The organism is Heyndrickxia oleronia (assembly GCF_017809215.1).
Taxonomy (GTDB): Bacteria; Bacillota; Bacilli; order Bacillales; family Bacillaceae_C; genus Heyndrickxia; species Heyndrickxia oleronia.
On the sequence record NZ_CP065424.1, the window covers coordinates 3972414 to 3997723 of the forward strand.

A 25310-nucleotide genomic window follows, 5' to 3' on the forward strand; every position below is an offset into this window, starting at 1 on the left:
TTTTCGTATAGAAAATATCCTATCAAAGCGGAATTTGTAATTGCTGAAAAGTAGTAGATAAATCCGGGCTACTCATTAATGTTTCACCAACAAGAATTCCTTTCGCTCCCGCGTTTTTCATCCGTTCTACATCCTGCTTATTTTTTATTCCACTCTCACCAATGATTAGTACCTCATCTTGGTCGATTCGTTTTGCCAATCGTTCAGTTACAGCCAAATCAACCGCAAATGTTTTTAAGTTCCTATTGTTGATACCAATTATGTTTGCACCAATTTGCAGGGCTGTTTCAAGTTCCTCTTCATTATGAACCTCGACTAAAACATCTAAATGTAAGGACTTCGCATAGCGATATAACTCCTCTAACCTTTGCTTGGATAAAGCAGCGACAATCAGTAAGATAATATTGGCACCAAATTCCTTGGCACGGTCGATTTGAATCAAATCAATCATAAAATCCTTGCACAATATAGGTAAATTGACGACCTCTCTAATTGCCTGTAAATCATTCATCGATCCTTTAAAAAAACTTCCATCAGTCAATACAGAAATGGCATTCGCCCCTAGTTCCTGATATTGTTTTGCCTGTGCAATGGGATCGACATCGATGTTAATATTTCCTTTTGAGGGAGATGCCCTTTTGATTTCTGCAATGATATTCATTTGCTTTCCACTTCGAAAGGAATCATAGATGGATGCAACGGATTTTTGGCTGATCCTTTCGTTTTTTTGATAGTACTTTTTTAAAAAGCTTACTTCCTTTTCCTTTTCAAAAATAATTTCATCTAGAATCGTCATCTACATCACTTCCTCCTTTGCTCTTTGGCTATAATCAATAAGATAGTTTAACTTTTTCAGGGCTGCTCCTGAATCAATACTCTCTCTTGCAAGGGCTATTCCTTCTTGCACCGTTTGAGCTAATCCATTGGCAAAAATCGCAAGTCCTGCATTGAAAATAACCGTATCCCTGTAGGCTCCCTTTTCTCCAGTTAAGACACTCATGAGGATAGATGCATTTTCAACAGAACTGCCACCGCAAATTTCACTATTTTCATAATGTGGCAAACCGACATCTTCCGGTTTCAATGTAAAAGGAATGATGTCTCCATGATCTAAAAGAACCAAGTGATTTTCTCCTGATAATGAGGCTTCATCCATATAGCCTGCACCATTAAGGATAAGGGCTCTTTTTCTTCCTAAACGATGAAGAACGCTTGCCATCATCTCTAACATGTCACGACGGTAGATGCCTAATAACTGGGTATCTAAATCGACTGGATTCGTTAATGGCCCAATTAAATTGAATACTGTTGGGATTTTTAAATCCTTGCGTATTTTCATAATCCGCTTTAAGCTCGGATGAAGATTGGGGGCAAATAAAAAGGCAATCCCGTTTTCTTCAAGAATCTCTTTAATTTGTTCTGCTCGGAAATTTAACGAAATTCCTAAGCTTTCTAAAACGTCCGCACTCCCTGTGCGACTAGAAACACTGCGATTCCCGTGTTTGGCAATTTTTATCCCTGCACCTGCAATAACAAAGGCTGAGGTAGTGCTAATATTAAAGCTTTGTGAGCCATCCCCACCTGTACCACAATTGTCCATCACATGATCGATATCAAGCTGAATTTTCAATGATTTATCTCTGATCACTTGAACGAGTCCAGCGATTTCTTCAGCGGTTTCGCCCTTTACCTTCAGCGTCGCTAGAAAGGCTCCCATTTCACTATCGGAAATATCTTCATCAAGTAAGTAGTTTGCGGCATTTGTCATCTCCTCAAAGGATAAGCTCTGATGATCCATCATCTTTTCAAGATATGCTTTCATATGAATTCTCCTTTCTGATTTCGACTAAAAAGTTTTTGATTATTTCTTTCCCTGCTTTTGTTCCAATCGATTCTGGATGGAATTGGATGCCATATAAAGGGAAGATAGTATGCTTAATGGCCATAATTTCTTGATCATCCATTGATGTAGCTAAAATATCTAGCTGTCCTGGTAAACTTGCTTTTTCAATCACCAATGAGTGATACCTCATCACCTCAAGTGGTTGGGTCATATATTGAAAGATTCCTTCACCTGTATGAAGAATTCTCGATGTTTTTCCATGCTTAATTTCCCTTGCCTGAACAATCCTTGCACCGAAGGCAGCACCGATTGCCTGATGTCCTAAACAAACACCTAAAATAGGGATTTGTTGATGCAATTCCTTGATGACGTCCATACAAATACCCGCTTGCTCTGGTACTCCTGGTCCAGGAGAAAGAATAATTGCTTTCGGCTGCATATCCCTAATTTCTTCGACAGTAATTCGATCATTTCGAAAAACCTCTACTGTTTCCCCAAGCTCCAATAAATATTGATAAAGGTTATACGTAAATGAATCATAATTGTCTAGCAAGATAATCATGATTATTCACCTCCAAAAGTGATTTCGCCTTATTCAGCGTCTCTTCATATTCCTTTTCCGGATCAGAATCATAAACGATTCCCGCACCTGCCTGTAAAATGGCCTTTCCATTTTTAATCACTAATGTGCGGATAGCTAGTGCAAAGTCAAGATCCCCATTCACGTTGATATAGCCGATCGCCCCTGCATACACGCCTCGCTTTCTTTTTTCTAAATCATTGATGATTTGCATCGCGCGAATTTTCGGTGCCCCAGATACCGTTCCTGCTGGTAAACAGGCAATCAATGCATCAATCCCAGAAAACTCTGCCCTCATCGTTCCTTTAACTTCGGAAACAATATGCATCACATGCTGATATCTCTCGACCATCATATATTTGGGAATTGAAATACTTCCTGGTTCACAAATTTTCCCGATATCATTTCGACTTAAATCCACGAGCATCTGATGTTCTGCTAGCTCCTTTTCATCGCTTAACAGTTCATTTTCTAATGTTTGATCCTGTGCCTTCGTATTCCCTCTTGGCCGAGTTCCCGCGATCGGATTGGTAATCAATTGCTTTCCCTTTGTTTTGATTAAGCTTTCAGGCGAGGCACCAAGAACCACATAATCTTCAAAATCGAGATAAAACATATATGGCGATGGATTCGCATTGCGTAGCTTGCGATAAAATTGAAAGGAATCATGGTCAATATTTCCGATCATTCTTTGCGAAAGAACCAGTTGAAAAATATCTCCTTGAAGAATATGTTCCTTCGCCACCTCAACTAATTTCATAAATTCCGCTTTTTTCATTAATGGGGTAAACGATACATTCGATGCCTCTAGCTCAAAAGCTAATTCTGAATGCGAGTCCGTAATGAAAGCTTTTAAGTCAGTGATGCTTTTTACCAGCTCCTGATCTGTTCTACTTTCATTCAGATTTAAAGCAATCATCGAAATCGTTTGTGCCAGATGATCAAACACAAGAATATCTTGATAAAACATAAAATGGATATCCGGCATTTCTACCTCATCATTGATCACTTCTCCAATGTTTTCATACTCTCGAATTGCATCATAGCCGATATAGCCAACTGCTCCCCCGATAAATGGGATATTCAGTATGGATAATTCTTCTCCCGGAATATACTTTTTTAATAACTCAAGCGGTTTTCCCGTCTCCTCCTTCATTACTTCCTTTTGCTGATTGATGATTGCAACGTGACTCCCTCTTGCAATAAACTCCATATAGGGGTTCATCCCAATAAATGAGTACCGACCATTCTCTTCGTGCTTTAATGAGCTTTCCAATAAAAATTTCTTTCTCCCCTGAATGCGATTGAACACAGCAATGGGAGTAAGGGTATCCGCGTTTATATGATCGATCTTATAACCTGTAATCTTCATCACTATTCCTCCTATAAGAAAAATTCATAAAGCTGTTAGACGCTGAAACTAGACATACTCGGTCACTTTTTGAAATAAAAAAAATCGCCCTCTATAAACACAAGATATCTGTGTTTATAGAGGACGATTCTCATCGTGGTGCCACCTCTTTTCGAAGGGAAATTCTAATCCCTTCCTCGTGATCAGGTACGGGATACTCACGATCCGATACCCTATCCTGTTAACGGTGGAAGCCGTGTTTCCCTACTTCATTTTCAAGAAACCTCTCATAAGTCCATTCCGTTTCACCCCTCGTACTGGATTCACACCTGCACCAGCTCTCTGTAACGATTTAAATGAAACGTACTCCTCTTATTCAACGATTTTTTTATTTATATAATTGGTATAAAAATACAAAAGGGTCCCTCATCCAAAAGGACGAGGAACCCGTGGTACCACCTTTATTAGCTGACAAACAGCTCACTTTGACAATATCGAGCTTGAATTTCAAGCTTAATATCCGTCTCTTGTAACGATAAGACATTCGCCAAAGCCTACTGTTCCATTAGATTTTCGGTTTGGAAGCTCAGAAGTCCATTCATTCACATGTTCTCACTGGTTCTCACCAACCACCAGCTCTCTAATAGAGTCCATATAAATTACTACTCTTCGTCAACGCCGTTTATTTAAATTTATTGTTTATTATATTATTACGGTTGTTTTTATATGTCAAGGAATTTTTATAAATTTTTTTACCACCCAGGAAATATTGATAAACAGCATTGTTCATCGCTTATCAGGCTGTAAGGTAGGTGGCGAGAGCTTTTATGTTTCCTGAATGCTTCACTCGAATGATCGAAATTTTTGGTAAAAATTTCGCATATGAAGGACATTTTCATGTTCTTTTTGGAAAACTGTCTTTCACTAATATAAATGTTTAGTCATATGTTATCTTCCATAACCATTTACAATATTTTTTTTAATAATAATCCCTTCATAAGAGAAGAATACAGGCAAATTCATTCATAAGGGTGGTGATTCAAAATGTCAGTAGAAGAAATTACTTCGAAAAAAGCGCATGAAAGAAAAGAACTGTACGGGCTAGAACCAGAGATGAGCCTACAAAATGTAAATTTCGCCTCAAGAGAAAACTCCTATCTCAATGAACATTATCAGGAGGACGAAGAGGATGAATAAAACACGCTTTCCTATGGCACCAATACAAGCCAAAATGCCTTAGAAAAGCGCATAAAAAAAGGATTTGTATGAGGGGGTCTGACCCCCTCCTTCACTATACCCACCACATATTGGCTGGTGTTTCTTCAATTAGCACGGCTTTGAGATTAGTTACTGCACGTGTAAATCCTTCTTCTATAGACATAATCGGGTCTTCATGCTCAATGCTTACGACATGGTCATAGCCATATGTGCGCAGGGCACTTATGATATTGGACCATTCATGCAAGCTGTGCCCACAACCAACGGAGCGGAAAGACCATGCTCTGGTTCTTACTTCATCATAAGGCTGCATATCGGTCAGACCATACATATTCACATGATCCTGATCAATATATGTATCCTTCGCATGGAAATGATGGATCGCATTTTCTTTTACCAGTATTTTAATCGCACCTACGGGATCAATCCCTTGCCACCAAAGATGACTTGGATCTAGATTAGCTCCGATGGCATCACAGGTCGCCTCACGTAATTTAAGTAACGTATAAGGAGTATGAACTAAAAATCCACCGTGTAGTTCAAGACCAATTTTTACTTGATGATCCTTTGCAAACTGTCCCATCTCCTTCCAATAAGGAATGAGCTTTTCCTCCCATTGCCATTTTAGAACTTCTGAAAATTCATTCGGCCATGGCGCGACAGGCCAGTTCGGATATTTTGCTCCTTCATGATCGCCTGCTGTTCCAGAAAACGCATTGACTACCGGTACACCCATAAGCGATGCTAATTGAATGGTTTTTTTGAGGTCCTCATGACTCTTTTGGGCGAATTCTTTATTCGGCGAAATAGGATTACCGTGACAACTAAATGCACTAATTTCTAATCCTCTTGATTTCAGCTCATGTAAATAGACCTCTCTCTTCCCTTCATTTTCAAGCAATTCATCCACTTTACAATGGGCATCTCCTGGATAGCCCCCTGTGCCAATTTCAACCGCTTTTAGGCCGGCATCCTTCACATAATCCAGCATATCGGTAAAGCTTTTTTCTCCAAATAATACAGTAAACACACCAAGTTTCATCAATAATCTCCACACTTTCATTAAATAAATTGGGTATTTTTTTATTCCTCTAACCTACTCTATTGTTACGATTTTCTTCGTTTCATATGATTCGAGAGATGCCAATATCACATTTAATGATTTCATCCCTTCATATCCATCAATTGGTACTTCCTTATCCTCGACAATACATTTAATAAATAGGTCAATAACATGGGAATTATGTTGTCCACCATTTTCATTAGACTGAATTTCACCTAATTTATGCTTATCTGTTTTTCCATTTTTATATTGAACAATTAATGAATAGTCTGGATCATCCTCTAATCGAAGAACAGCCTTTTCACCATAAATAATCGTCGAATTGTCTTCCTTTGCGACATAGGACCAGCTTGCAGCAAGTGTTCCGATGATTCCCGTTTCCGTCTTCAAAATACAAACCGCATTGTCATCCACAGTGGAATCCTGCTTTGAACTTGTCTCCACAAAGGCAGCTACCTCTACGATTTCTTCGTTAAGTAGATAACGCAGTAAATCTGTTTTATGAACGCCTAAATCTCCCATAGCTCCAATAAAGGCTTTCTCTTTCTGAAAGAACCAACTATCCGCCCCATCAACACTCCAGCCTTCTGGACCACCATGTCCAAAGGCCGTTCTAAAGCTATAAATTTTTCCGATTTCCCCTGAATCGATGATTTTTTTCGCTTGGACATGTGATTCAACAAATCTTTGATTATGGGCAATCATTAGTTTTCGATTGTTTCTTTCAGCTGCCTCGATCATGGCTAATGCCTCTTCCTTCGAAGTAGCCATTGGTTTTTCACAAAGAACATGCTTCCCTGCATTCAGTGCTGCAATGGTAATTGGCGCATGTAAGTAGTTGGGGGTACAAACGCTTACTGCCTCAATATTCGAATCCGAGAGTAATTCCTTATAATCCGTATAAACGTTTGCATTATACTTCCTTCCTTTTTCCTTCGCTCGCTCCTCCACACTATCGCAAACAGCCACGATTTCGACATGATCATTCAACATATATTCTGGTAAATGGCGATGTGTAGCAATGCTCCCACAACCAATAATCCCAACCTTTACTTTTCTCAATTTCGCTTCCTCCCTTTTATGTTCACATTTATCTAATGCTAAATAGAAAATGTTTGATCAAGCTTCAACTTTCATAAAAACCCTTTATACTCCTTTTTCAAAGATGATCGTCGAATAAGGGGCTAATATCAGCTTCTGGTCCTGCTTTTCATATGATTGACTAGAAAAATAAACATCCTTCCACTCTTTCGGAATCGTAATCGTCATTTTCTTGCTTGTTATATTATGAAGAACCAATAGGGATTCCTCTTCATTCATACGTTCAAAGGAGACTAATCCTTGTTTGCGAACATCGGATCCCTTGATTTCTCCAGCTAATAAAGCGGATCGTCCTTTTCGAACAGAAATCATCGTTTTATAGTGGTTATATAGAGAATTCTTATCACTTTTTTGTACAGAAACAGCCAGTTGTTTTGCATTTTTACTATATTTTCGCTTGATCCATGTCGTATTCAATGAATCATCCTTAATTTCAGACCATATCATCGGTTCACGAATGTTTTCATCCGGTTTTTTTCCTTCTAACCCTATCTCTTCTCCATAGTAAACGTACGGATTTCCAGGCAATGTGAATAATAATGAAGCAGCCATTTTTGCTTGATCTTGATTTCCAGCCACCTCACTCATGACCCGATTCATATCATGATTCGTAATAAAAATGCTATCTACAAATTCATTTGATACATTTTGAAAATATGCCCTCGTTCTTTCAAGGCTAGAGGCAATCCCTGCATCCTTTTCCTGTTTCACTGATGATAAAATTTTCGATGACAAATCAAAATTAAATCCTGAATCTAAGCCATGAAGATAGGTTCCTACAATGGCTGGGGTATCCCATATCTCGCCTATTAAAAATGAATCGGACTTAGCATTTTGCGTAGATTGTTTAAATTCCTCCCATAATGCCGCATTTTTATCATGGTGATCCTTCACTTGATGCGAACTAAATAAATATTTCGCTGCATCTAAACGAAATCCATCTACATCAACCTCTTTTAACCAGAAGCTACCGATTTTTTTCATTTCCTCCATTACCGCAGGGTTACGATAATTTAAATCAGGCATCCCGTCCCAAAATATCCCTTCATACTTCGACTCCGATTCTCCGTGCCAAATTTTTTGATTCCAATCTCCCAGCTCATTCGTATTTGTCTGTTCATCACTCCACACATAGAAATCTCGATAAACTGGATCACCGGTTAAGGCCTTTTGAAACCACGGATGCTTATTTGATGTATGATTCATGACTAAATCCATCACTATTTTTATATCCCTTTTATGGGCCTCTTCCACTAACATTTTCATATCCGCTAATGTGCCATAGTCTTGATTTACATCATAATAATCAGTCACATCATATCCATGGTAACTAGGGGATGGTTGAATAGGCATGAGCCAAATGCCGCCAATCCCTAATTCCTTTAAATAGTCCAACTGCTTTGTGACACCATTTAAATCCCCTATTCCATCCCCATTACTATCAGCGAAGGAGCGAACAAAAATCTCATAGAACACACGATGTTTCGAATCCTCAACGACATTTTGATCGATTGACCAGGACATTTTCTTGCTCTCTTTATTCGAGGTGACCTGCGAATCACAACCCGCTACGAGTAAAAACAAGAATAGTAAGCCTATTCGTATTTTTTTCATGAGAACCTCCCAACTAGAAAGATTATTTATTCGCTCCTGCTTTCAGACCTTCTACCATATACTTTTGGAAAATCATAAATAGAATGGTAATTGGTATGGCCACCAATACTGCCCCAGCAGCAAACGTAGTAAATTCCGTATTCCCCCGACCAGTTACCATTTCAAAAAGGCCAATGGCTAGAGTTTTATTTTCATTAGACCGCAGGACAAGCCGAGCAAAGATAAAATCCATCCATGGTCCAATAAAATTTGAAACGGCAACAAAAACAAGAATTGGAACAGATAACGGCATCATCACGCGAAAGAAAATCGTCACATGACCCGCCCCATCCATTTTCGCGGCTTCTTCCAAGCTTTTTGGCATCGAATCAAAATACCCTTTCACAAGCCATGCATTAAAAGGAATTGAACCACCAGCATAGACCAAAATAAGCCCCCAATGATTGTCTAGTAACCCTAGTTGCAACAGGAGAATATAGATAGCAATCATCCCCATAAACCCTGGGAACATTTGCAAAACTAACATCGTCATTAAGCCTTCCTTCCGTCCCGGAAAGCGAAAACGGCTAAAGGCATATGCAGCAGTAACAACCAAAAATGTCGAAATGATCATATTCCAAATGGCAATTTTTAATGTATTTTTATACCAATTGAAATATTGTGTATCCTGAAATAACTCAACATAATGTTTGAAAGTGAGTGACTTAGGAAATAGAGAGGTATTAAAAAGGGAATCCCCGGGATTTAACGAGCCAATAAAAACCCATACCACTGGGTAAACAGTAAATATAGCCACTAGCACTAAAATGATATGTTTACCAACACTAATCCATTTCTCTTTTGTTTTTCTGTTCACGACATCATATCCTCCTCTTTAAATGCTCTCGTTCGTCTAAAGTTCCAGACGGATATCGATGCGATCACAATAAATATGAGGATGGATACGACAGATGCCATATTAAATTGACTTTGATCCAACGTAAGCTTGTAAATCCATGAAATTAAAATATCCGTTGAACCAGCATAGCTATAATCAACATTTACAGGTCCCCCCTGTGTCAGCAAATAAATCATATTAAAATTATTAAAATTTCCCGCAAATTGCATAATGAGTAACGGAGCGGTCGAAAACATGACGATTGGCATCGTAATTCGCCAAAAACGCTGTCTCGGACTAGCGCCATCTACTTCCGCCGCTTCATATAGTTCTTTATCAATTCCCGTCATAACCCCACTCATTAAGACCATCCAGAAAGGAAATCCAAACCAAATATTGACGACAACAAGAGTAAATTTTGCCCAAAACGGATCACTAAGCCAAGGAATTCCCGCCAAGCCGATAGCTTCTAAGTATTGATTAATTGGCCCAAACTCCCCATTAAATAGATTTCTCATTATCAAGATAGAGACAAATGCAGGAATGGCCCAAGGAAGAATATAAATACTTCTCCAAAAGGCTCTGAATCGTATTCCTTTTGAATTTAATAAAACAGCAAAAAGTAACCCCGTAAAAAAAGTCGTCACTGTTGCGAGAATGGCCCATATGATTGTCCATTCAAATACTCCTAAAAAGGTACGATTCCATGTTTTCAAATTAAAAAGATCAATAAATGTTTGAAAACCAACCCAATCAACAAGAGCAGCAGGTGGTAGATGGTTTGGTCCCGAATAATTGGTAAAGGCTATAGCAATACCGAATAATAGCGGTAATATGGTCAAAAACGATGTAAATATAATTGAAGGGGTAAGCAGCAAATAAGGAAATCCTTTTTCTGCGATCACATGTAAGGTTTCCTTAAAATGATTCGGCCTTTGGCCTAAATCCCTTGCTATTCCTACTCTCCTTGCATCACGAATATTTAAATAATAGACCCAAATCAATAACAATCCACATATGAGAAAAATGATGCCTTCAATCATTAAAAATATGGAATGATCACCTGGTTGAATTTTAAAGCCAATCCTTTTTTGGGTGGTTTCCCCAAGGGTCGTTAGCCCCCACATTGCGTTTCGAAAGGGTAATGACCAAAATACAACAATATAAATCTCTAAACATATGAATAATACGCCCTTCATGTATTGCCGATTATAGATTTGTCCCAATCCCATAAATAAAAGAGAGAGGATTGTACTAATCTTGGCATGTGATTTCATCCTATACCATCTCCTTTTGGGTAATCCAAGTAAGAAACAAAGCCAATACCCCATGTTCAAAGGATATCGGCTATTCATATGACTACTTTTTCTGAGTAGAAATGGCATCCTCTATTTGTTCGTATGCAGCATCTAATGCTTTTTTCGGATCCATTCCATCATTCCATATAGCCGTATAAGCTGTTTCCATTGGTCCCCATACCGCTTGCATTTCAGGGATATTTGGCATAGGAACAGCATTTTGAGCTTGTTCTAAAAATGCCATTGAGACTTCATCTTGTTTGATTGTGTCATTTTCAAGGAGTGAATTCTTAGGTGGTAATTGCCCTGTCATCTCATAACGCTTTAAAAGCATCTCTTCACTAGATGCAAATTGGGCTAAAAGTGTGGCTGCTTCTGGATATTTACTGTAGGAGTTTACGTAGTATGCTTTAATTCCAGAGAAAGATTTAGGTGTTTCTCCATTATCCAGCTTAGGGAGTGGGGCGATACCGAAATTAATTCCAGCATCCTTATGATTCTTCACATCCCATGGTCCTGAGATCCTAAATGCTAGTTTATTTTCATTAAAGAATGAAGAAATCACATCACCAGTAATATCTTCCTTCTTTAGAGGGAGTAGCTCGCTATGAATTTTTTTCATCAATTCACCAGATTTGATTGCCCCTTCGGAATTGATCCCTATTTCTTCTGGATTGGTATTGTCATTTCCGAAAATATATCCGCCATATCCTGCCATGAATGCATATGTGTAATAGAAATTCCCTGGTTCCATCATTAATCCATATTTACGATCCTTTTTCGTTGATCCCTCTTGAAATTGTTTTCCCTGCTCAAATAATTCATCCCATGTTTCCGGAACTTTCTTCACAATATCTTTATTGTAGTAGAGTGCATAGGTTTCAATCGCAATTGGAAAACCGTACATCTTCAATTCTCCATCTTTATCTATGAACGATGTCCCTTTTACAGCAGCATCCATATAGTCTTTTTTGTAGTCATCTGCAAAATAATTATCATATACTAATCCACCTGAAACGAGAGTACCTAAATGATCATGGGCTGCGTTGAAGACATCTGCTCCAAGTCCTGCTGGACCATCTGTTTCTAATTTACCAGCTGCATCCGTATGGCTGACCTCTTGAACTTCAACAGGAACATTATATTTCTTTTCAAATTCCTCAGCGACGTAATTGGCCCATTCTGCTTCCGCACCGCCATTATCCCAAAGAATAAGACTGGCTCCCTCCTCGGGTTTAATTTCCTTCACTTCTGCATTCTCTTCAACCTCTTTGCTTGCTTTTTCCTTTCCCTTTGGCTGGGTGCAGCCAGCTAGGAGTCCCACCAATAGAATACTAGAAGCGATTATTCCCATTGTCTTTTTAAGCTTCATTTTCATCCCCCTCGATTAAATGTTTCTTCGCTTAAATTTCGAAAAGCTTTGTTGTTTTCGATGTAAAATCGTGATCTGTTCTACTATTTTTGAAATAACTAAAAAAATAATATGATAATACCACTTTTACGTTTATTTTCCCTCCTTTTCTAATGAAAACGGTTGCATGAAATTATTATACATTTTGAAAATTCTAAAAGCAACCGTTTGCATTAAATTATCTCATATGATATTTTTTTATTATTATAGTTTCATATACCGTTAAAGGGAGGTAGCATTATGAATATTGAATCCATTTATCACCGACCAAAAAACAATTATGCCTATGCTTACAATGACAAAACACTTCATATTCGTATACGAACGAAAAAGAACGATATTGAAAAAGTGAATCTTATCTTTGGGGATCCATATACATGGAATGAAGACGGTTGGATCTTTTCTACAAAACACATGACGATAAGTGGGAGCGATCAATTGTTTGACTATTGGTTTGTTGAAGTCGCTCCTGAATTTAGAAGGATGCGCTACGGTTTTGAACTGATGAGTGGAAATGAAACGATGGTTTATGGAGAGAAAGGTTTTTTTGATCAGATCCCTACTGACGATACTTCTTACTTCTTTTGCTTCCCTTTTTTAAATAAGGCAGATGTTTTTCATGCTCCCGATTGGGTGAAAGATACAGTGTGGTATCAAATTTTCCCAGAACGGTTTGCAAATGGAGATCCCAAGATCAATCCGGAAAATACCCTTCCATGGGGAAGTACAGAACCTAAGTGGGATAATTTTTTTGGAGGTGATTTTGAGGGAATCATTCAACATATTGATCACATCGTTGAATTAGGTATCACAGGTCTTTATTTCACCCCTATATTCAAAGCCTACTCTAACCACAAATATGACACCATTGATTATATGGAGATTGACCCGCAGTTTGGTGATAAAGCTACTTTTAAAAGACTCGTTGACGTATGTCATCAGCACGGAATCAAAGTGATGTTGGATGCTGTCTTTAATCATAGCGGATATTATTTTCCACCCTTCCAAGATGTATTGAAAAATCAGGAGCATTCTAAATATAAGGATTGGTTTCATATAAGAGACTTCCCTATTATCACAAAGCCGAGGCCAAATTATGATACATTCGCATTTACAGAGCAAATGCCGAAGCTAAATACAGAAAATGCTGAGGTGAAAGAATATCTTCTTAACGTTGCCCGTTATTGGATTGAGGAATTTGATATCGATGGCTGGCGTCTAGATGTAGCCAATGAAGTAGATCACAGCTTCTGGCGTGAATTTCGAAAAACGGTAAAGTCAGTTAAACCCGATGCCTATATATTAGGCGAAATTTGGCATGACTCGATGCCATGGCTTCAAGGGGATCAGTTTGATGCCGTCATGAACTATCCCTTCACACAAAGTGCCCTCGATTTTTTTGCAAAAGGGACCATCAATGCTGACGTATTCGCGCAAAGAATATCTCATGTTTTACATTCTTATCCTAACAATGTAAACGAGGTTTCATTCAATTTACTCGGAAGTCATGATACACCGCGAATATTAACGATCGCTAATGAAAACAAGGATCGACTTAAGCTGCTTTTTTTATTTCAATTAACGTTCATTGGAAGTCCATGTATCTATTATGGCGACGAAATCGGAATGACGGGCGGACAAGATCCTGGTTGCCGTAAATGCATGATCTGGGATAAACAAGAACAGGATTTAGAACTCTTTGAATTTGTCCAAAAGCTGATCAGCTTACGAAAAAAAGTCCCAGCACTAGGGAATAAAGGTGAATTTAATATCATTGAAAGTAACACAGAAACCAACCATATTATTTATGAAAAAAGAAGCAAGAATGAGTCGATTTTCATTGCCATCAATAATAGTGAGCAACCTATTCAAATTAGTATCCCCTTTTTGGCAAAAAATGATGAAGTGACGAACCTATGGAATAACGAGAAACAATTGACTAGCGATGTAGAGGAACTTAGTTTGCCTGGTTTAGGATTTACTATTTTACAATCAAGAAAACTGTAAAAAAACACTCTGGGAAAGTCTTGCTTAAGGCTTTCCTATTTGAGTTTGCTAGTATCCTCGTTTGAACACATCCCCTTCCCCGAAAAACACATGACTATTTCAAATAGTTCACTATCCCATCATCTATAATCGTTAATTCGGACGAATACCAATAATAGACCTTTCCATCGAAAAATACAGTATCACGAAAGGCAATCGGTGCAGCTGTATAACATACAAAATCAAACATTTGAGGATCCTTTGATGTGTCAGGTAAATACGCTGAATTTACTGTTCCAGCTTCAAGAATTTCTATAAACTCTTTAACCTCTTCTCCAGTTAAAGATTTTATTTGTTTAATCGGTTTTATCCCATCGGACATATATACCTCTATTCTTTGAACTTTATCTTTATCCATGCTTTTCACATCTAGGGTTTCTGCATTATCGGTACTGTATAGCTTATACCCATGAATCTTTGTTTTATCTTCAACCGCAACGATGGAATGATCAGGATATCCTTCAATCGAATAGACGTCTGTTCCTTTTGATAAATAAGCGGCATCCCCCTCATTTATTTTATATTTAGGATTTTTCACATGCTCATTTACTTCAAATCTTACTTCGCCGATCTTATCCTTTACTAATGTTTGCTTTGAAATAACTAATTGTTGAGATCCAGTATAATGTTTTCCATTGATCTGCAGAAAATCAACCCAATCGATGACAACATGAGATGGGCTACAAGCAGTTAATAGAACAAGAAATAGAATGATGAACAATAATTTTTTCATTTCGCTCCCCTTTTTTTCTAACTATTTAGGTAACGTTCTTCTTATAAAAATAGATTAACATCCGTCAAATCCCTTATCTAATAGACGATCGATACATGAAATGGTTACAGACAGGTGTGGATAAAGGATAAAAAAATCTAATTTTAATCCTTTACATGAATAAAGGAATTTGGTAAAGTATTTTAAACAATATTATTTTTCTAAAAGTTTTGACGAAGATGGTGTGAAGAAAGAGTTTTTAGAGAGTCGGTGGTTGCTGAAAACCGATACTCTTGCTTCATAATGCCGAGCACTTCTGAACTGGATAGCTGAACCATTCAAGTAGGCTATCACGGTATGATGCCGTTATTTTCATGAAGGTTACTATGTACATAGTAATAAAAGAGGGTGGCACCACGGATGATCGTCCCTCATAATTGGCTGAAAATCGGCTGATTATGAGGGGCTTTTATTTTTAGGCTCTTTTCTTAAACCTTGTTGCTATTTAGCTACATTCCACTGAAAAAAGAGCTGCAAACTTCATAAGAACACTTTACAAAAGCCACACTCTTATACGAAAAATGGCCTTACTTTGCTAGAAAATGATCATGAAAGGAATGAGAAAACATGTTATTAAACCAGCAATATTTATTTACCCCAGGTCCCACTCCGATCCCTGAGCGTGTAAAGCTCGCGATGAATCAGCCTATGATTGGTCATAGAGGTCAAGCGTTTGCACAATTACTAGAAGAGGTCTCTACAAGACTTATGCCGATCTTCGGTTCAAAGGATCCCGTCCTCGTACTAACAGGTAGTGGGACATCCGCATTAGAAGCCGCTGCAGCTAATATTATCGAAGAGAATGATCCAGTCGTTGTGATTGTAACCGGAGCCTTTGGAGAACGCTTTGCCACGATTTGTGAAACCTTTGGTGCGACCGTATATCGTTTAACGATTCCATGGGGTGAAATATGCACTCCAGACCAATTGGAGAACTTTTTACATGCTCATAAGGATTGTAAGGCGGTATTTGCTACTTATTGTGAAACATCCACTGGTGTTCTAAACCCCATTAAGGAGTTAGGCGCTGTGACCAAGCGAATAACAGATGCTTTATTTATTGTTGATGGTGTCAGCTGCATTGGTGCCGTACCAGTGGATATGGCCGCATGGAATATTGATATTCTTGTTTCCGGCTCGCAAAAAGCCTTAATGTTACCACCAGGCCTCGCCTTTATTGCTGTCAATCATATCGCAAGAGAAAGGATTCAATCCTGTTCATCTAAACGTTTTTATTTAGATTTAAATCGCTATTTTGCATCCTATGATAAGGAAAAATCAACACCATTTACACCTGCCGTTTCACTAATAGCCGGAGCACTTGAGGTTTGCTACATGATTGAAGAAGAAGGCTTAGAGCAAGTGATTCAGAGACATCAGCTTCTAAAAACAATGGTTCGCGAAGGGATCAAAGCACTCGAGCTCCCATTACTGGTTTCAGATGAGCATGCTTCCCCTACCGTCACTTCAGTTAAACCTTTAAATGGAAAAGCGAATCAAATAAAAAAGACACTTCAAGATAAATACTCCATCACCATTGCTGGAGGACAAAAGAAATTAAAGGGAGAAATCTTCCGAATTGGTCATATGGGCTATTGCACCCCTTTTGATATTTTAAAAGTTCTAACGGGCCTAGAAATGACCATTCATACAATAGAAGGTAGAAATGTGCTTGGGCAAGCAACGAAAAAGGCCGAGGAGGTTTGGAGAGAATATGTATAAAATACTAGTAACTGACTCTATCAATGTTCAGGGATTACAGAGCTTATATGAGCATCCATCTATTTTAGTAGATAAAAAGGATCAGCTATCCAGTGCTGAGCTTAGGGAAATCATCGGCAATTATGACGCCCTGATTGTCCGCAGTCAAACAATCGTTTCGAAGGAGCTGATTCATTCAGCCCACCGCTTACAAATCATTGCACGTGCAGGTGTTGGTGTCGACAATATTGATGTTGAGGCAGCCACTAGAAAAGGAATTATTGTCATTAATGCACCTGGTGCGAACACCATTGCTGCCTGTGAACATACCTTAGCCATGCTACTTTCATTAGCTCGTAGAATCCCACATGCCTATCAATCCATGTCAAACGGTGAGTGGAATCGAAATGCTTTTAAAGGGGTTGAGCTATATGAAAAAACACTTGGTATTATTGGGATGGGGAAGATTGGTACGGAAGTGGCGAAACGGGCAAAAAGCTTCCAAATGAAAATTTTAGGGTATGATCCTTATCTAACTGAGGAGCGCGCCAAAAAGCTTGGTATCGTTAAGGCAAGCATTAATGAAATTGCCATTCAGTCTGACTTTATCACCGTCCACACCCCACTCATTAAAGAAACACGAAACCTAGTTAACGATGAGTTTTTACAAAAAACAAAACGAGGAGTACGAATCATTAATTGTGCCCGTGGTGGAATTATTGACGAAGCTGCCTTAATCCGTGCCATACAAAGCGGTCATGTTGCTGGTGCTGCCTTAGATGTATTTACGCAAGAACCTCCTACTAACTTAGATTTACTCCAACATCCAAACATCATTGTCACCCCACATCTCGGAGCATCAACAGAAGAAGCTCAGGAAAAAGTCGCAAAAGAAGTAAGTGATGAGATTATCAATATTTTCGAATCGCAAACAATTCGTCACGCAGTTAATGCTCCACAAATGTCTGGAGAAACCCAACTAAAAATGAAACCGTATCTCCAGCTTGGTGAACAACTCGCTGAAATCGCCATACAATTACTGAAGAAAGCACCAGAAAAAATTGATATCGCCTATTACGGAGATCTAGTCGAAGAAGATACAAGTCTCTTAACGAGATATATGGTAAAAGGGATACTCTCCTATCATTTAAGTGATTCAGTTAATTTAATCAATGCCATTCACTTATTAAAGGAACATGGGCTTTCCTATAATGTCCAAAGAAATGCTACAAACAAAGGCTTCGCCAACTATATGGAGCTAGTTTTATATAAAGGGGATAAAAAAGTCAATATCGGTGCGACGGTCCTAAATGGATATGGCGCTCGAATTGTCAATATTAACAACTATCGTGTAGATGTGCGCCCGGAGCAACATCTCCTCTATATAAAACATCAGGATATTCCAGGAATGATTGGTCAGGTTGGATCGATATTAGGCAGTTATTCTATTAATATAGGAACGATGCAGGTGGGGCGTGCAGCGATAGGAGGAGAAGCAATCATGATCCTCACTCTTGATAAAAAGATCGAACAAGAAGTCACACATGCTCTCCACTCAATCTCTGGACTAGAGGATGTACAAATTTTGGAGCTATCCTATGAGGAAGAGTTAAGTGTGGAGAAGGCATTGCATTTATAAATTTTGTAAAATTGACACGAGGACTTCAATTACTCGTGTTTTTTTTGTAAAAAAGAAGGTTTTATTATAGATTACAGGTTTAAAAAAAAGAGTTGTGATAAATGTTTGCTATTTACTTAGTAAGGAACATATTGAGAAAATCCTGTAAGTATTTTTATAATGAATGAATAAAATAGTTACGAAGGAGATTTCATAATGAATATTCATTACACCAAGCCCGGTTTAAATGATATAAAAGAACTCATGCATATCGAAAATTTAGGATTTAGACCAGATGAAGCGGCTACGGAAAAAGCCATGAGTGAACGAATTAAGAATATACCTGATACGTTTATTGTTGCGAGAGATGAACAGGATAAAATAATTGGATATGTGGTGGGGCCAGTGATAAATAATCGTTATTTGACGGATGATCTCTTTGAGAATACTCATCCCAATCCTACGAGTGAAGGCTTCCAAAGTATTCTTAGCCTTGTCGTTCACCCTGATTATAGAGGGCGGGGAATTGCTACACGTCTGTTAGAGAGGCTAGAAGAAGCTTGTAAAAAAAGTCAAAGAAACGGTATAACTTTAACCTGCTTAGATTATTTAATTCCTTTTTATGAAGCAAATGGCTTTGTCAATGAAGGTAAATCTGTTTCGACACATGCAGGTGAGACTTGGTTTAATTTAGTGAAGGAATTGTAATTGCTGTAGAGTCAAGTTCTCTTTGAGACAACCCTGTTACCGATATTAACAGAGTTGTCTCAAAAGCAAAGGAGCGTTTAATGTCTAACTCCTAAATAGACAACCCTTTTTTAGGCATACAATAATCAGTTGTTCTTCCTTATGTAACATACGATTCATTCAACTTTTAATAGGTTTGCTTAACAGCAATCCGATTCTACCTCTCTAAATCATCATTTATATCATTATGTCCTGCTTTTTTTAAGGCTCTTTGAAGCTGATAAATTTTCATCATACCAATTAACCCCACCAATATTGCTCCTAGTAGAACAGACCCAATAATGACAAGAATTAATGGCCACTCGGCTTTGCCAAATAAATAATTTACCGTTACCGGTTCAACATTGATCACAGAAAAAATAGCAATAATTAAGACGACAACGAGCGCAAATAATAGGTTCCATTGTTTTTTCATAAGCCACCCATAAATTTTTAAATTAAATATTATCAAAGGATAGTCCAAAATGCTAGCTTTCACAGCAACCTTTGGGAGAAGGTTGATTCATTGTTTGTGCTTATCTTCCTTCAGGGTAATCTACCATGCACTTTAGTTACCCTGGACACATTGTTTCCTCCATCAGAGTAAGCAAACACGTTCTTTAGTTACCCTGCACACATTGGTTCCTCCTTTAGGGGAATCAAACACCTACTTTGGTTACCCTGGACACGGAATATCCTCCATTAGGGTAATCTATCACGCTCTTTAGTTACCCTGCACACGGAATTTCCTCCTTCAGAGTAATCTAACACGTTCTTTAGTTACCCTGCACACATTGGTTCCTCCTTTAGGGGAATCAAACACCTACTTTGGTTACCCTGCACACGGAATATCCTCCATTAGGGTAATCTACTACTAACTTTAGTTAACCTGCACACATTGGTTCCCCCCTTCACGGGAATCAACCACGCCCATTGGTTACCGAGTTCATGAGATACCCTATTACCAAAATGCAATAACTTGCTTCCCTATTATATCCGTAACCCTGTAAATTCTACTAAAACATCTCCCGTACGTGCTAAACATACATTTGATTCTATTCACTTCATAAGAAAAACTTAACTAAAAGTATAATAATTTCAGTATTTTCTTATTACTCTACTTCAATTACAATGAGGGTAACGAAGGGGGTTTTAATATGACTTTTGCATATAAAACAATTGACCATGTACAACTAGCTGCACCGAAAGGCAGTGAGCAGGAAGCAAGAGAATTTTTTGGGAGAATACTAGGACTTCAAGAAATTGAAAAGCCCGAGGAATTAAAAAAACGTGGGGGTGTATGGTTTGGATTTGATCATTATCAAATACATATCGGCATCGAAGACCCTTTTTCCCCTGCTAAAAAAGCACATCCTGCATTTGAGATAGAAAATCTTGAGGAGCTAAAACAGCATTTAACTAAGCACTCAATTAAATTCACCGTAGATACTCAACTACCTGGGGCGAATCGCATCTATGTGAATGACCCTTTTGGTAATCGAATTGAACTATTAGAGTGGCTATAAGTATAAATGAAGGAGCTGTTCAATTTTATGAACAGCTCCATTTAAACAGGAAATATTTATCCCTTACGAACATTTTCCAAAACAATTTCCTTTACATCCAACACGGAGTCGAGAATAAATTCGGCTTGATGTTCTTCAAATTCCTTTCTTGCTTCCTTCCCAGATAATCCTGTTAGTACCGCTGCGAAGCGGCTGCCCATGTCTCTTGCCGCTAACAGATCGGCTAAGGAATCACCGACCACTAATATTTGATCCCCATTTTCTAATGGAAGATCGATCTTTAAGCACGATGCAATCGGAGTTTGTTTCCCCTTCTCTGCTTGGATAAATGTATATGGATTCGGCTTAGATAAAGGGGCATAGCTTGGATGCTGTTTCTCTGCTTCAAGAACTTCATCGGCTGTGACGATATGATTTCGATCAAAATAGTTTAGCCAGTTCAAATACTCGAAAGGCTTAATGGTTTCAAGATCCGGTCTTCCTGTTCCAATCCCAATTTGCAAGCCAGCATCAGTCAACTCCTGAAAAAGCTGCCCAATATGCTCAGGCTTTGCTAATGTCTTTTCGTCAGAAAGAAAACCCTTCTTCCCTAACTGAACAGATGGTCTCCCTGTTGAGGAAAGTACATTTTCGTCCCCAACATACCATTCTTGTGATACATGCTCACAAACCGACCAAAGATGATTCTTTTCACTAAATAAATTGGTCTTGATTCCAAATTTCTGTTCAACCAATACATTTAAATAGTCAAATAAATCTTCCTTGCTATTTGCCTTTGCATTTTGAAACTCGCTAATAAATTCGTCATAATTAATCGTTGCTTTATACTGAGCTAAGCTTTCTTGTATTTCAAGTAATACGCTACGATCAATTTCTGAAGTTAACCACTTGGAGATATTCTCTTTTTCTTCACCCACCACTTGCTCTAAAAGATGAATTAGTTGAAAGCTAAAGGTTAAATAAATCATATCCCAATTTGCATTTAATCCTTTTGACTTAAAAAACTTAAGCACCTGGTCATTTTGGAAAACAGTATTCCTAATGCTTGTTATTTCTTCATCGTTTAATACAATCTTAAATTGATTTGATTCTAATCCTAAATAATTTTTACTATGTAAAAGCTCCCAAACAGTTAATGCGGACGCATCGAAATATCGTTCTTCACTTAGTAAAACACCATCAACATCAAATAATATAGTTCGAATCATACTCATCCCCCTTTATTTAAGGTAAACGTATAAAATCCAGCTCCAAGCTCTAGCTCTTCAAATTAATAACCAGCTAGCAATGGTCGTTTCCTCCTGGTTGTTAGGAAGATCTAGGAGCTTGCACTTTCTTATTTTAGTGTATCACAGAACCATAGTATATTATATCCATCCACAAAAAATCACTGCGGTTGCAGTGATTCAATTATTAGCTAATTCCTTTACATTTTTCCTCATAGCTTGCAATTTTGTCTTCAAGCATCATCGTGATTGCAATATCATCCAAGCCTTTTAAAAGTGTTTCCTTCTGATATGGATCCATTTCAAAATAGATGACCTGATCATCATAGGTTAGTCGTTCATTTTCTAAATCAACCGTTAATTCTATTGTTGCCACATTCGCTTTGTCTATTAATGACTTGACCGTTTCAAGATCTAATTGAATAGGTAAAAGACCATTTTTTAAACAATTATTATAAAAAATATCAGCAAAGCTTGGAGCAATAATGACCTTAAACCCGTAATCCTGAAGGGCCCATGGAGCATGCTCGCGGGATGATCCACAGCCAAAATTCGGTCCAGCTACAAGTATTTGCGCACCTTTATATTTTGCTAGATTCAGAGGAAACTCTTTTATTTCCTCGCCATTTTCATTAAAACGCCAATGGTAAAAGAGACATTCTCCAAAGCCTTGTCTTTCAATGCGTTTAAGAAATTGTTTTGGGATAATTTGATCTGTATCGACATTCGTTCGATCGAGTGGTACAACTAATCCTTGAAATGTTTGAAATGGCTGCACAAATATTCACCTCCTATTGATAGACCTTTTCCATTTTTCTCACATCAACAAATCGTCCATGAATCGCGGCTGCTGCGGCCATAGCTGGGCTTACAAGATGTGTTCTTGATCCATTTCCTTGTCGTCCTTCAAAATTCCGATTGGAAGTGGATGCACATCTTTCCCCTGGAGGCACAACATCATCATTCATTGCTAAACACATGCTACAGCCCGATTCCCGCCATTCAAAGCCTGCTTCGATAAAGATTTTATCCAAGCCTTCCGCCTCAGCAAGTGCTTTAACCGTTTGTGATCCTGGTACAACTAATGCTCTTACATTCTCATGCACATGATGCCCCTTAATCACTTCAGCCGCATGACGTAAATCACTCAGACGAGAGTTCGTACATGAGCCAATAAAGACATGTTGAATTTCAATCTCTTCTATAGGTGTACCACCGGTAAGTCCCATATATTGAAGGGCCTTTTCGACCGATTCCTTCTCACTTTTATCTGTGATGTTGTCAGTTGATGGTAGTAAATCATTTACAGATAAGCACATGGATGGATTGGTCCCCCATGTCACTTGTGGCGCAATTTCATTTGCATCAATTTCAATTGTGCGGTCATATTCAGCACCTTCATCTGTGGCTAGACTTAACCAATATTCAGCTGCTTTTTCAAATTCTGTTCCCTTCGGTGCATACTTTCTACCATTTAAATAAGAAATGGTTGTTTCATCTGGACTGATTAAACCTGCTCTTGCTCCAGCTTCAATGGACATATTACAGACTGTCATCCGCTCCTCCATTGACATATTCCGTATGGCTTCACCTGTATATTCCGCAATATATCCGGTGCCAACATCGATGCCGAATTTACCTATGATCGCTAAAATTAAATCTTTCGCTGTCACACCAAGACCTAGCTTGCCATTTACTTTAATTTGTAATGTTTTCGGTCGCCTTTGCCATAGAGTCTGAGTAGCAAGAACATGTTCCACTTCACTTGTGCCGATTCCAAAAGCGATGGCACCAAATGCGCCATGTGTAGAAGTATGACTATCGCCACATACAATTGTTTTTCCAGGAGTGGTTAAACCTAGTTCAGGACCAATCACATGAACAATCCCTTGATCTGGGTGATCAATGCCAGCTAACGGGATCTTAAATTCCTCACAATTTTTCTCCAATGTGCTCATTTGTTTTTTGGCAATGGGATCATTGGAGACACGCAGCTTCGTAGTAGATACATTATGATCAACTGTTGCAAAGGTTAGATCCGGTCGTCTGACCGTTCGCTGATTGAGTCGTAGTCCCTCAAATGCTTGTGGAGATGTTACTTCATGTACTAAATGCAAATCAATATAAAGTAAATCTGGTTTTCCTTCCTCCTGATGTATCAAATGCTGTTCCCATATTTTTTCGATAATTGTTTTCGGATGCATCAAATCCCCCCCTAACCACAAATATAGGTAGTCAAAATACCTGAGATTGCTTGATTTTCATTAATAGCATCAATGACTTTTTGAACCATTTCTGTTGTCCCAACCTGTTTTCCATGTTGTAGATTTAAATCACCTGTGTGATATCCTTCATTCAATACTTTCATGACTGCTTCCTCAATAATATGCGCTTCCTTATCTAGGCCAAATGAAAATTTAAGCATTAAGGCTGTCGATAAGATCATGCCTAACGGATTGGCTAAATTTTCCCCTGCGATATCAGGAGCAGACCCATGAACAGGTTCATATAATCCGACTAAATCACTTCGTAAACTTGCCGAAGGTAGCATCCCTAGTGAACCAGTAATCATAGAGGCCTCATCACTTAAAATATCTCCGAATAAATTTTCTGTAACGATTACATCAAACTGTTCCGGACGATAAATAAGTTGCATAGACGCCGAATCTACTAACATATGGTTGACCGTTACATCTGGGTATTTTTTAGCGATGCGATTAACCACTTCACGCCACATTCGACTCGATTCCAGTACATTCGCTTTATCGACGGATGTTAGTATTCCTCTCCGCTTTTGTGCTAATTGAAATGCTTTTTCTACCACTCTTTCAATCTCATAAACGTTATAAACCAATGTATCAACCACTAATTCTTTGTTTTCTCCACGTCTTTCACTTGGTTTTCCAAAATAAAGTCCACCTGTTAGCTCTCTAACAATTAATAGATCTACGTTTTCAATAACTTCCTTTTTCAATGTGGAGGCATGGATGAGCGGTTCATATGCTGTAACCGGACGTAGGTTTGCAAAAAGACCTAATTCCTTTCTCAGTCCAAGCAATCCTTGCTCTGGTCTAACAGCATGTGAAGTGGAATCCCATTTGGGTCCACCAACCGCTCCTAAAAGAATCGCATCACTCTCCCTACATAAGGCTAAAGTAGATTCTGGAAGGGGCTGGCCGCAATCATCGATCGCTGCACCACCTATTAAACCTTCCTCGAAACTAAACTCATGATCGAAACAATCAGATATGGCTTGAAGAACTCGAACAGCACCATTCATCACCTCAGGGCCAATTCCATCACCAGGTAAAACTGCGATTCTTTTATTCATAAACCTTG

22 protein-coding genes and 3 other annotated features are annotated in these 25310 nt (G+C 38.4%); of the genes, 6 read left to right on the plus strand and 16 right to left on the minus strand.

Translation table 11 applies throughout. The features are described 5' to 3' along the window. Window positions 1–22: 22 nt before the first annotated feature. Genes trpC through trpE form a run of 4 tightly spaced genes read right to left on the minus strand, consistent with a single transcriptional unit; the run spans window position 23 to window position 3795 of the window. Window positions 23–796: an indole-3-glycerol phosphate synthase TrpC gene (gene trpC / locus I5818_RS26125; protein WP_071977652.1), complete on the minus strand. Its 774-nt coding sequence runs from the start codon at window positions 794–796 to the stop codon at window positions 23–25. Then, the gene (gene trpD, locus I5818_RS19835) at window positions 797–1822 is read right to left on the minus strand and encodes an anthranilate phosphoribosyltransferase (protein WP_071977651.1); all 1026 of its coding nucleotides are present in this window, start codon (window positions 1820–1822) and stop codon (window positions 797–799) included. Beyond that, entirely contained in the window at window positions 1806–2405 is a 600-nt protein-coding gene (locus I5818_RS19840) for an anthranilate synthase component II (RefSeq protein WP_071977650.1), read from the minus strand. Before I5818_RS19840 ends, trpD begins: the two co-directional genes overlap by 17 nt. After that, window positions 2380–3795: an anthranilate synthase component I gene (gene trpE, locus I5818_RS19845; RefSeq protein ID WP_071977649.1), complete on the minus strand. Its 1416-nt coding sequence runs from the start codon at window positions 3793–3795 to the stop codon at window positions 2380–2382. The genes I5818_RS19840 and trpE overlap by 26 nt, the downstream gene beginning before the upstream one ends. 116 nt (window positions 3796–3911) lie before the next feature. Continuing rightward, window positions 3912–4163, minus strand: a binding site (T-box leader). A 42-nt stretch (window positions 4164–4205) separates the two neighbouring features. Next, window positions 4206–4459 (minus strand) — a binding site (T-box leader). A gap of 359 nt (window positions 4460–4818) precedes the next feature. On the opposite strand from trpE, the gene I5818_RS19850 reads away from it, so the two are divergent. After that, window positions 4819–4971 carry a hypothetical protein gene (locus tag I5818_RS19850; RefSeq protein WP_169846893.1) on the plus strand — a complete coding sequence of 51 codons (153 nt, stop codon included), beginning with the start codon at window positions 4819–4821 and terminating at the stop codon, window positions 4969–4971. Window positions 4972–5065: 94 nt separating this feature from the next. Here I5818_RS19850 and I5818_RS19855 read toward each other — a convergent pair whose 3' ends face one another. From I5818_RS19855 to I5818_RS19880, 6 genes are all read right to left on the minus strand, one after another. Then, on the minus strand, window positions 5066–6034 hold the full coding sequence (locus tag I5818_RS19855) for a sugar phosphate isomerase/epimerase family protein (protein WP_078109962.1): 969 nt from the start codon (window positions 6032–6034) through the stop codon (window positions 5066–5068). Between the two features lie 54 nt (window positions 6035–6088). Continuing rightward, a complete protein-coding gene (locus I5818_RS19860) occupies window positions 6089–7117 on the minus strand; it encodes a Gfo/Idh/MocA family protein (protein WP_078109961.1) in 1029 nt (342 codons plus the stop codon). 84 nt (window positions 7118–7201) lie between these two features. After that, on the minus strand, window positions 7202–8770 hold the full coding sequence (locus I5818_RS19865) for an alpha-amylase family glycosyl hydrolase (RefSeq protein WP_078109960.1): 1569 nt from the start codon (window positions 8768–8770) through the stop codon (window positions 7202–7204). Between the two features lie 22 nt (window positions 8771–8792). Beyond that, window positions 8793–9626 (minus strand): sugar ABC transporter permease, encoded by an 834-nt coding sequence (locus tag I5818_RS19870; protein WP_078109959.1) that lies wholly within the window; start codon window positions 9624–9626, stop codon window positions 8793–8795. Next, window positions 9623–10924 carry a carbohydrate ABC transporter permease gene (locus tag I5818_RS19875; protein ID WP_071977644.1) on the minus strand — a complete coding sequence of 434 codons (1302 nt, stop codon included), beginning with the start codon at window positions 10922–10924 and terminating at the stop codon, window positions 9623–9625. The genes I5818_RS19870 and I5818_RS19875 overlap by 4 nt, the downstream gene beginning before the upstream one ends. Window positions 10925–11006: 82 nt before the next feature. Further along, window positions 11007–12317 (minus strand): sugar ABC transporter substrate-binding protein, encoded by a 1311-nt coding sequence (locus I5818_RS19880; RefSeq protein WP_065107322.1) that lies wholly within the window; start codon window positions 12315–12317, stop codon window positions 11007–11009. A 279-nt stretch (window positions 12318–12596) separates the two neighbouring features. Between I5818_RS19880 and I5818_RS19885 the strand changes: the two genes are divergently transcribed. Next, window positions 12597–14363 carry a glycoside hydrolase family 13 protein gene (locus tag I5818_RS19885; RefSeq protein WP_078109958.1) on the plus strand — a complete coding sequence of 589 codons (1767 nt, stop codon included), beginning with the start codon at window positions 12597–12599 and terminating at the stop codon, window positions 14361–14363. 94 nt (window positions 14364–14457) lie between these two features. Here the strand turns inward: I5818_RS19885 and I5818_RS19890 are convergent, their stop codons facing one another. Beyond that, on the minus strand, window positions 14458–15135 hold the full coding sequence (locus I5818_RS19890) for a lipoprotein (protein ID WP_078109957.1): 678 nt from the start codon (window positions 15133–15135) through the stop codon (window positions 14458–14460). A 200-nt stretch (window positions 15136–15335) separates the two neighbouring features. Next, window positions 15336–15549: a binding site (T-box leader), on the plus strand. A 192-nt stretch (window positions 15550–15741) separates the two neighbouring features. Here I5818_RS19890 and I5818_RS19895 point away from each other — a divergent pair. The 3 genes from I5818_RS19895 to I5818_RS19905 all read left to right on the plus strand — a co-directional run bounded on the left by I5818_RS19895 (window position 15742) and on the right by I5818_RS19905 (window position 19201). Next, window positions 15742–16896: a pyridoxal-phosphate-dependent aminotransferase family protein gene (locus I5818_RS19895; RefSeq protein ID WP_078109956.1), complete on the plus strand. Its 1155-nt coding sequence runs from the start codon at window positions 15742–15744 to the stop codon at window positions 16894–16896. After that, entirely contained in the window at window positions 16889–18514 is a 1626-nt protein-coding gene (serA, locus tag I5818_RS19900; protein ID WP_078109955.1) for a phosphoglycerate dehydrogenase, read from the plus strand. Before I5818_RS19895 ends, serA begins: the two co-directional genes overlap by 8 nt. 195 nt (window positions 18515–18709) lie before the next feature. Then, complete coding sequence (locus I5818_RS19905) at window positions 18710–19201, plus strand: GNAT family N-acetyltransferase (protein WP_078109954.1); 492 nt, start codon at window positions 18710–18712, stop codon at window positions 19199–19201. Window positions 19202–19397: 196 nt separating this feature from the next. Here the strand turns inward: I5818_RS19905 and I5818_RS19910 are convergent, their stop codons facing one another. After that, window positions 19398–19655, minus strand: a complete 258-nt coding sequence (locus I5818_RS19910) for a LapA family protein (RefSeq protein ID WP_071977637.1) — start codon at window positions 19653–19655, stop codon at window positions 19398–19400. Between the two features lie 721 nt (window positions 19656–20376). Between I5818_RS19910 and I5818_RS19915 the strand changes: the two genes are divergently transcribed. After that, on the plus strand, window positions 20377–20745 hold the full coding sequence (locus I5818_RS19915) for a VOC family protein (protein WP_078109953.1): 369 nt from the start codon (window positions 20377–20379) through the stop codon (window positions 20743–20745). Window positions 20746–20801: 56 nt separating this feature from the next. Here I5818_RS19915 and I5818_RS19920 read toward each other — a convergent pair whose 3' ends face one another. The 4 genes from I5818_RS19920 to leuB all read right to left on the minus strand — a co-directional run bounded on the left by I5818_RS19920 (window position 20802) and on the right by leuB (window position 25302). Next, a complete protein-coding gene (locus tag I5818_RS19920) occupies window positions 20802–21953 on the minus strand; it encodes an HAD family hydrolase (RefSeq protein WP_078109952.1) in 1152 nt (383 codons plus the stop codon). A gap of 205 nt (window positions 21954–22158) precedes the next feature. Next, on the minus strand, window positions 22159–22749 hold the full coding sequence (leuD, locus tag I5818_RS19925; protein ID WP_078109951.1) for a 3-isopropylmalate dehydratase small subunit: 591 nt from the start codon (window positions 22747–22749) through the stop codon (window positions 22159–22161). A 13-nt stretch (window positions 22750–22762) separates the two neighbouring features. After that, window positions 22763–24175: a 3-isopropylmalate dehydratase large subunit gene (gene leuC / locus I5818_RS19930; RefSeq protein WP_078109950.1), complete on the minus strand. Its 1413-nt coding sequence runs from the start codon at window positions 24173–24175 to the stop codon at window positions 22763–22765. 11 nt (window positions 24176–24186) lie between these two features. Next, window positions 24187–25302 (minus strand): 3-isopropylmalate dehydrogenase, encoded by a 1116-nt coding sequence (gene leuB, locus I5818_RS19935; protein WP_071977634.1) that lies wholly within the window; start codon window positions 25300–25302, stop codon window positions 24187–24189. Window positions 25303–25310: the final 8 nt, after the last annotated feature.

Coding starts and splice junctions, on each gene's coding strand:
- trpC (WP_071977652.1), bottom strand. CDS start 796: ATGACGATTCTAGATGAAATTATTTTTGAAAAGGAAAAGGAAGTAAGC.
- trpD (WP_071977651.1), bottom strand. CDS start 1,822: ATGAAAGCATATCTTGAAAAGATGATGGATCATCAGAGCTTATCCTTT.
- I5818_RS19840 (WP_071977650.1), bottom strand. CDS start 2,405: ATGATTATCTTGCTAGACAATTATGATTCATTTACGTATAACCTTTAT.
- trpE (WP_071977649.1), bottom strand. CDS start 3,795: ATGAAGATTACAGGTTATAAGATCGATCATATAAACGCGGATACCCTT.
- I5818_RS19850 (WP_169846893.1), top strand. CDS start 4,819: ATGTCAGTAGAAGAAATTACTTCGAAAAAAGCGCATGAAAGAAAAGAA.
- I5818_RS19855 (WP_078109962.1), bottom strand. CDS start 6,034: ATGAAACTTGGTGTGTTTACTGTATTATTTGGAGAAAAAAGCTTTACC.
- I5818_RS19865 (WP_078109960.1), bottom strand. CDS start 8,770: ATGAAAAAAATACGAATAGGCTTACTATTCTTGTTTTTACTCGTAGCG.
- I5818_RS19875 (WP_071977644.1), bottom strand. CDS start 10,924: ATGAAATCACATGCCAAGATTAGTACAATCCTCTCTCTTTTATTTATG.
- I5818_RS19880 (WP_065107322.1), bottom strand. CDS start 12,317: ATGAAGCTTAAAAAGACAATGGGAATAATCGCTTCTAGTATTCTATTG.
- I5818_RS19885 (WP_078109958.1), top strand. CDS start 12,597: ATGAATATTGAATCCATTTATCACCGACCAAAAAACAATTATGCCTAT.
- I5818_RS19890 (WP_078109957.1), bottom strand. CDS start 15,135: ATGAAAAAATTATTGTTCATCATTCTATTTCTTGTTCTATTAACTGCT.
- I5818_RS19895 (WP_078109956.1), top strand. CDS start 15,742: ATGTTATTAAACCAGCAATATTTATTTACCCCAGGTCCCACTCCGATC.
- serA (WP_078109955.1), top strand. CDS start 16,889: ATGTATAAAATACTAGTAACTGACTCTATCAATGTTCAGGGATTACAG.
- I5818_RS19905 (WP_078109954.1), top strand. CDS start 18,710: ATGAATATTCATTACACCAAGCCCGGTTTAAATGATATAAAAGAACTC.
- I5818_RS19910 (WP_071977637.1), bottom strand. CDS start 19,655: ATGAAAAAACAATGGAACCTATTATTTGCGCTCGTTGTCGTCTTAATT.
- I5818_RS19915 (WP_078109953.1), top strand. CDS start 20,377: ATGACTTTTGCATATAAAACAATTGACCATGTACAACTAGCTGCACCG.
- I5818_RS19920 (WP_078109952.1), bottom strand. CDS start 21,953: ATGATTCGAACTATATTATTTGATGTTGATGGTGTTTTACTAAGTGAA.
- leuC (WP_078109950.1), bottom strand. CDS start 24,175: ATGCATCCGAAAACAATTATCGAAAAAATATGGGAACAGCATTTGATA.
- leuB (WP_071977634.1), bottom strand. CDS start 25,302: ATGAATAAAAGAATCGCAGTTTTACCTGGTGATGGAATTGGCCCTGAG.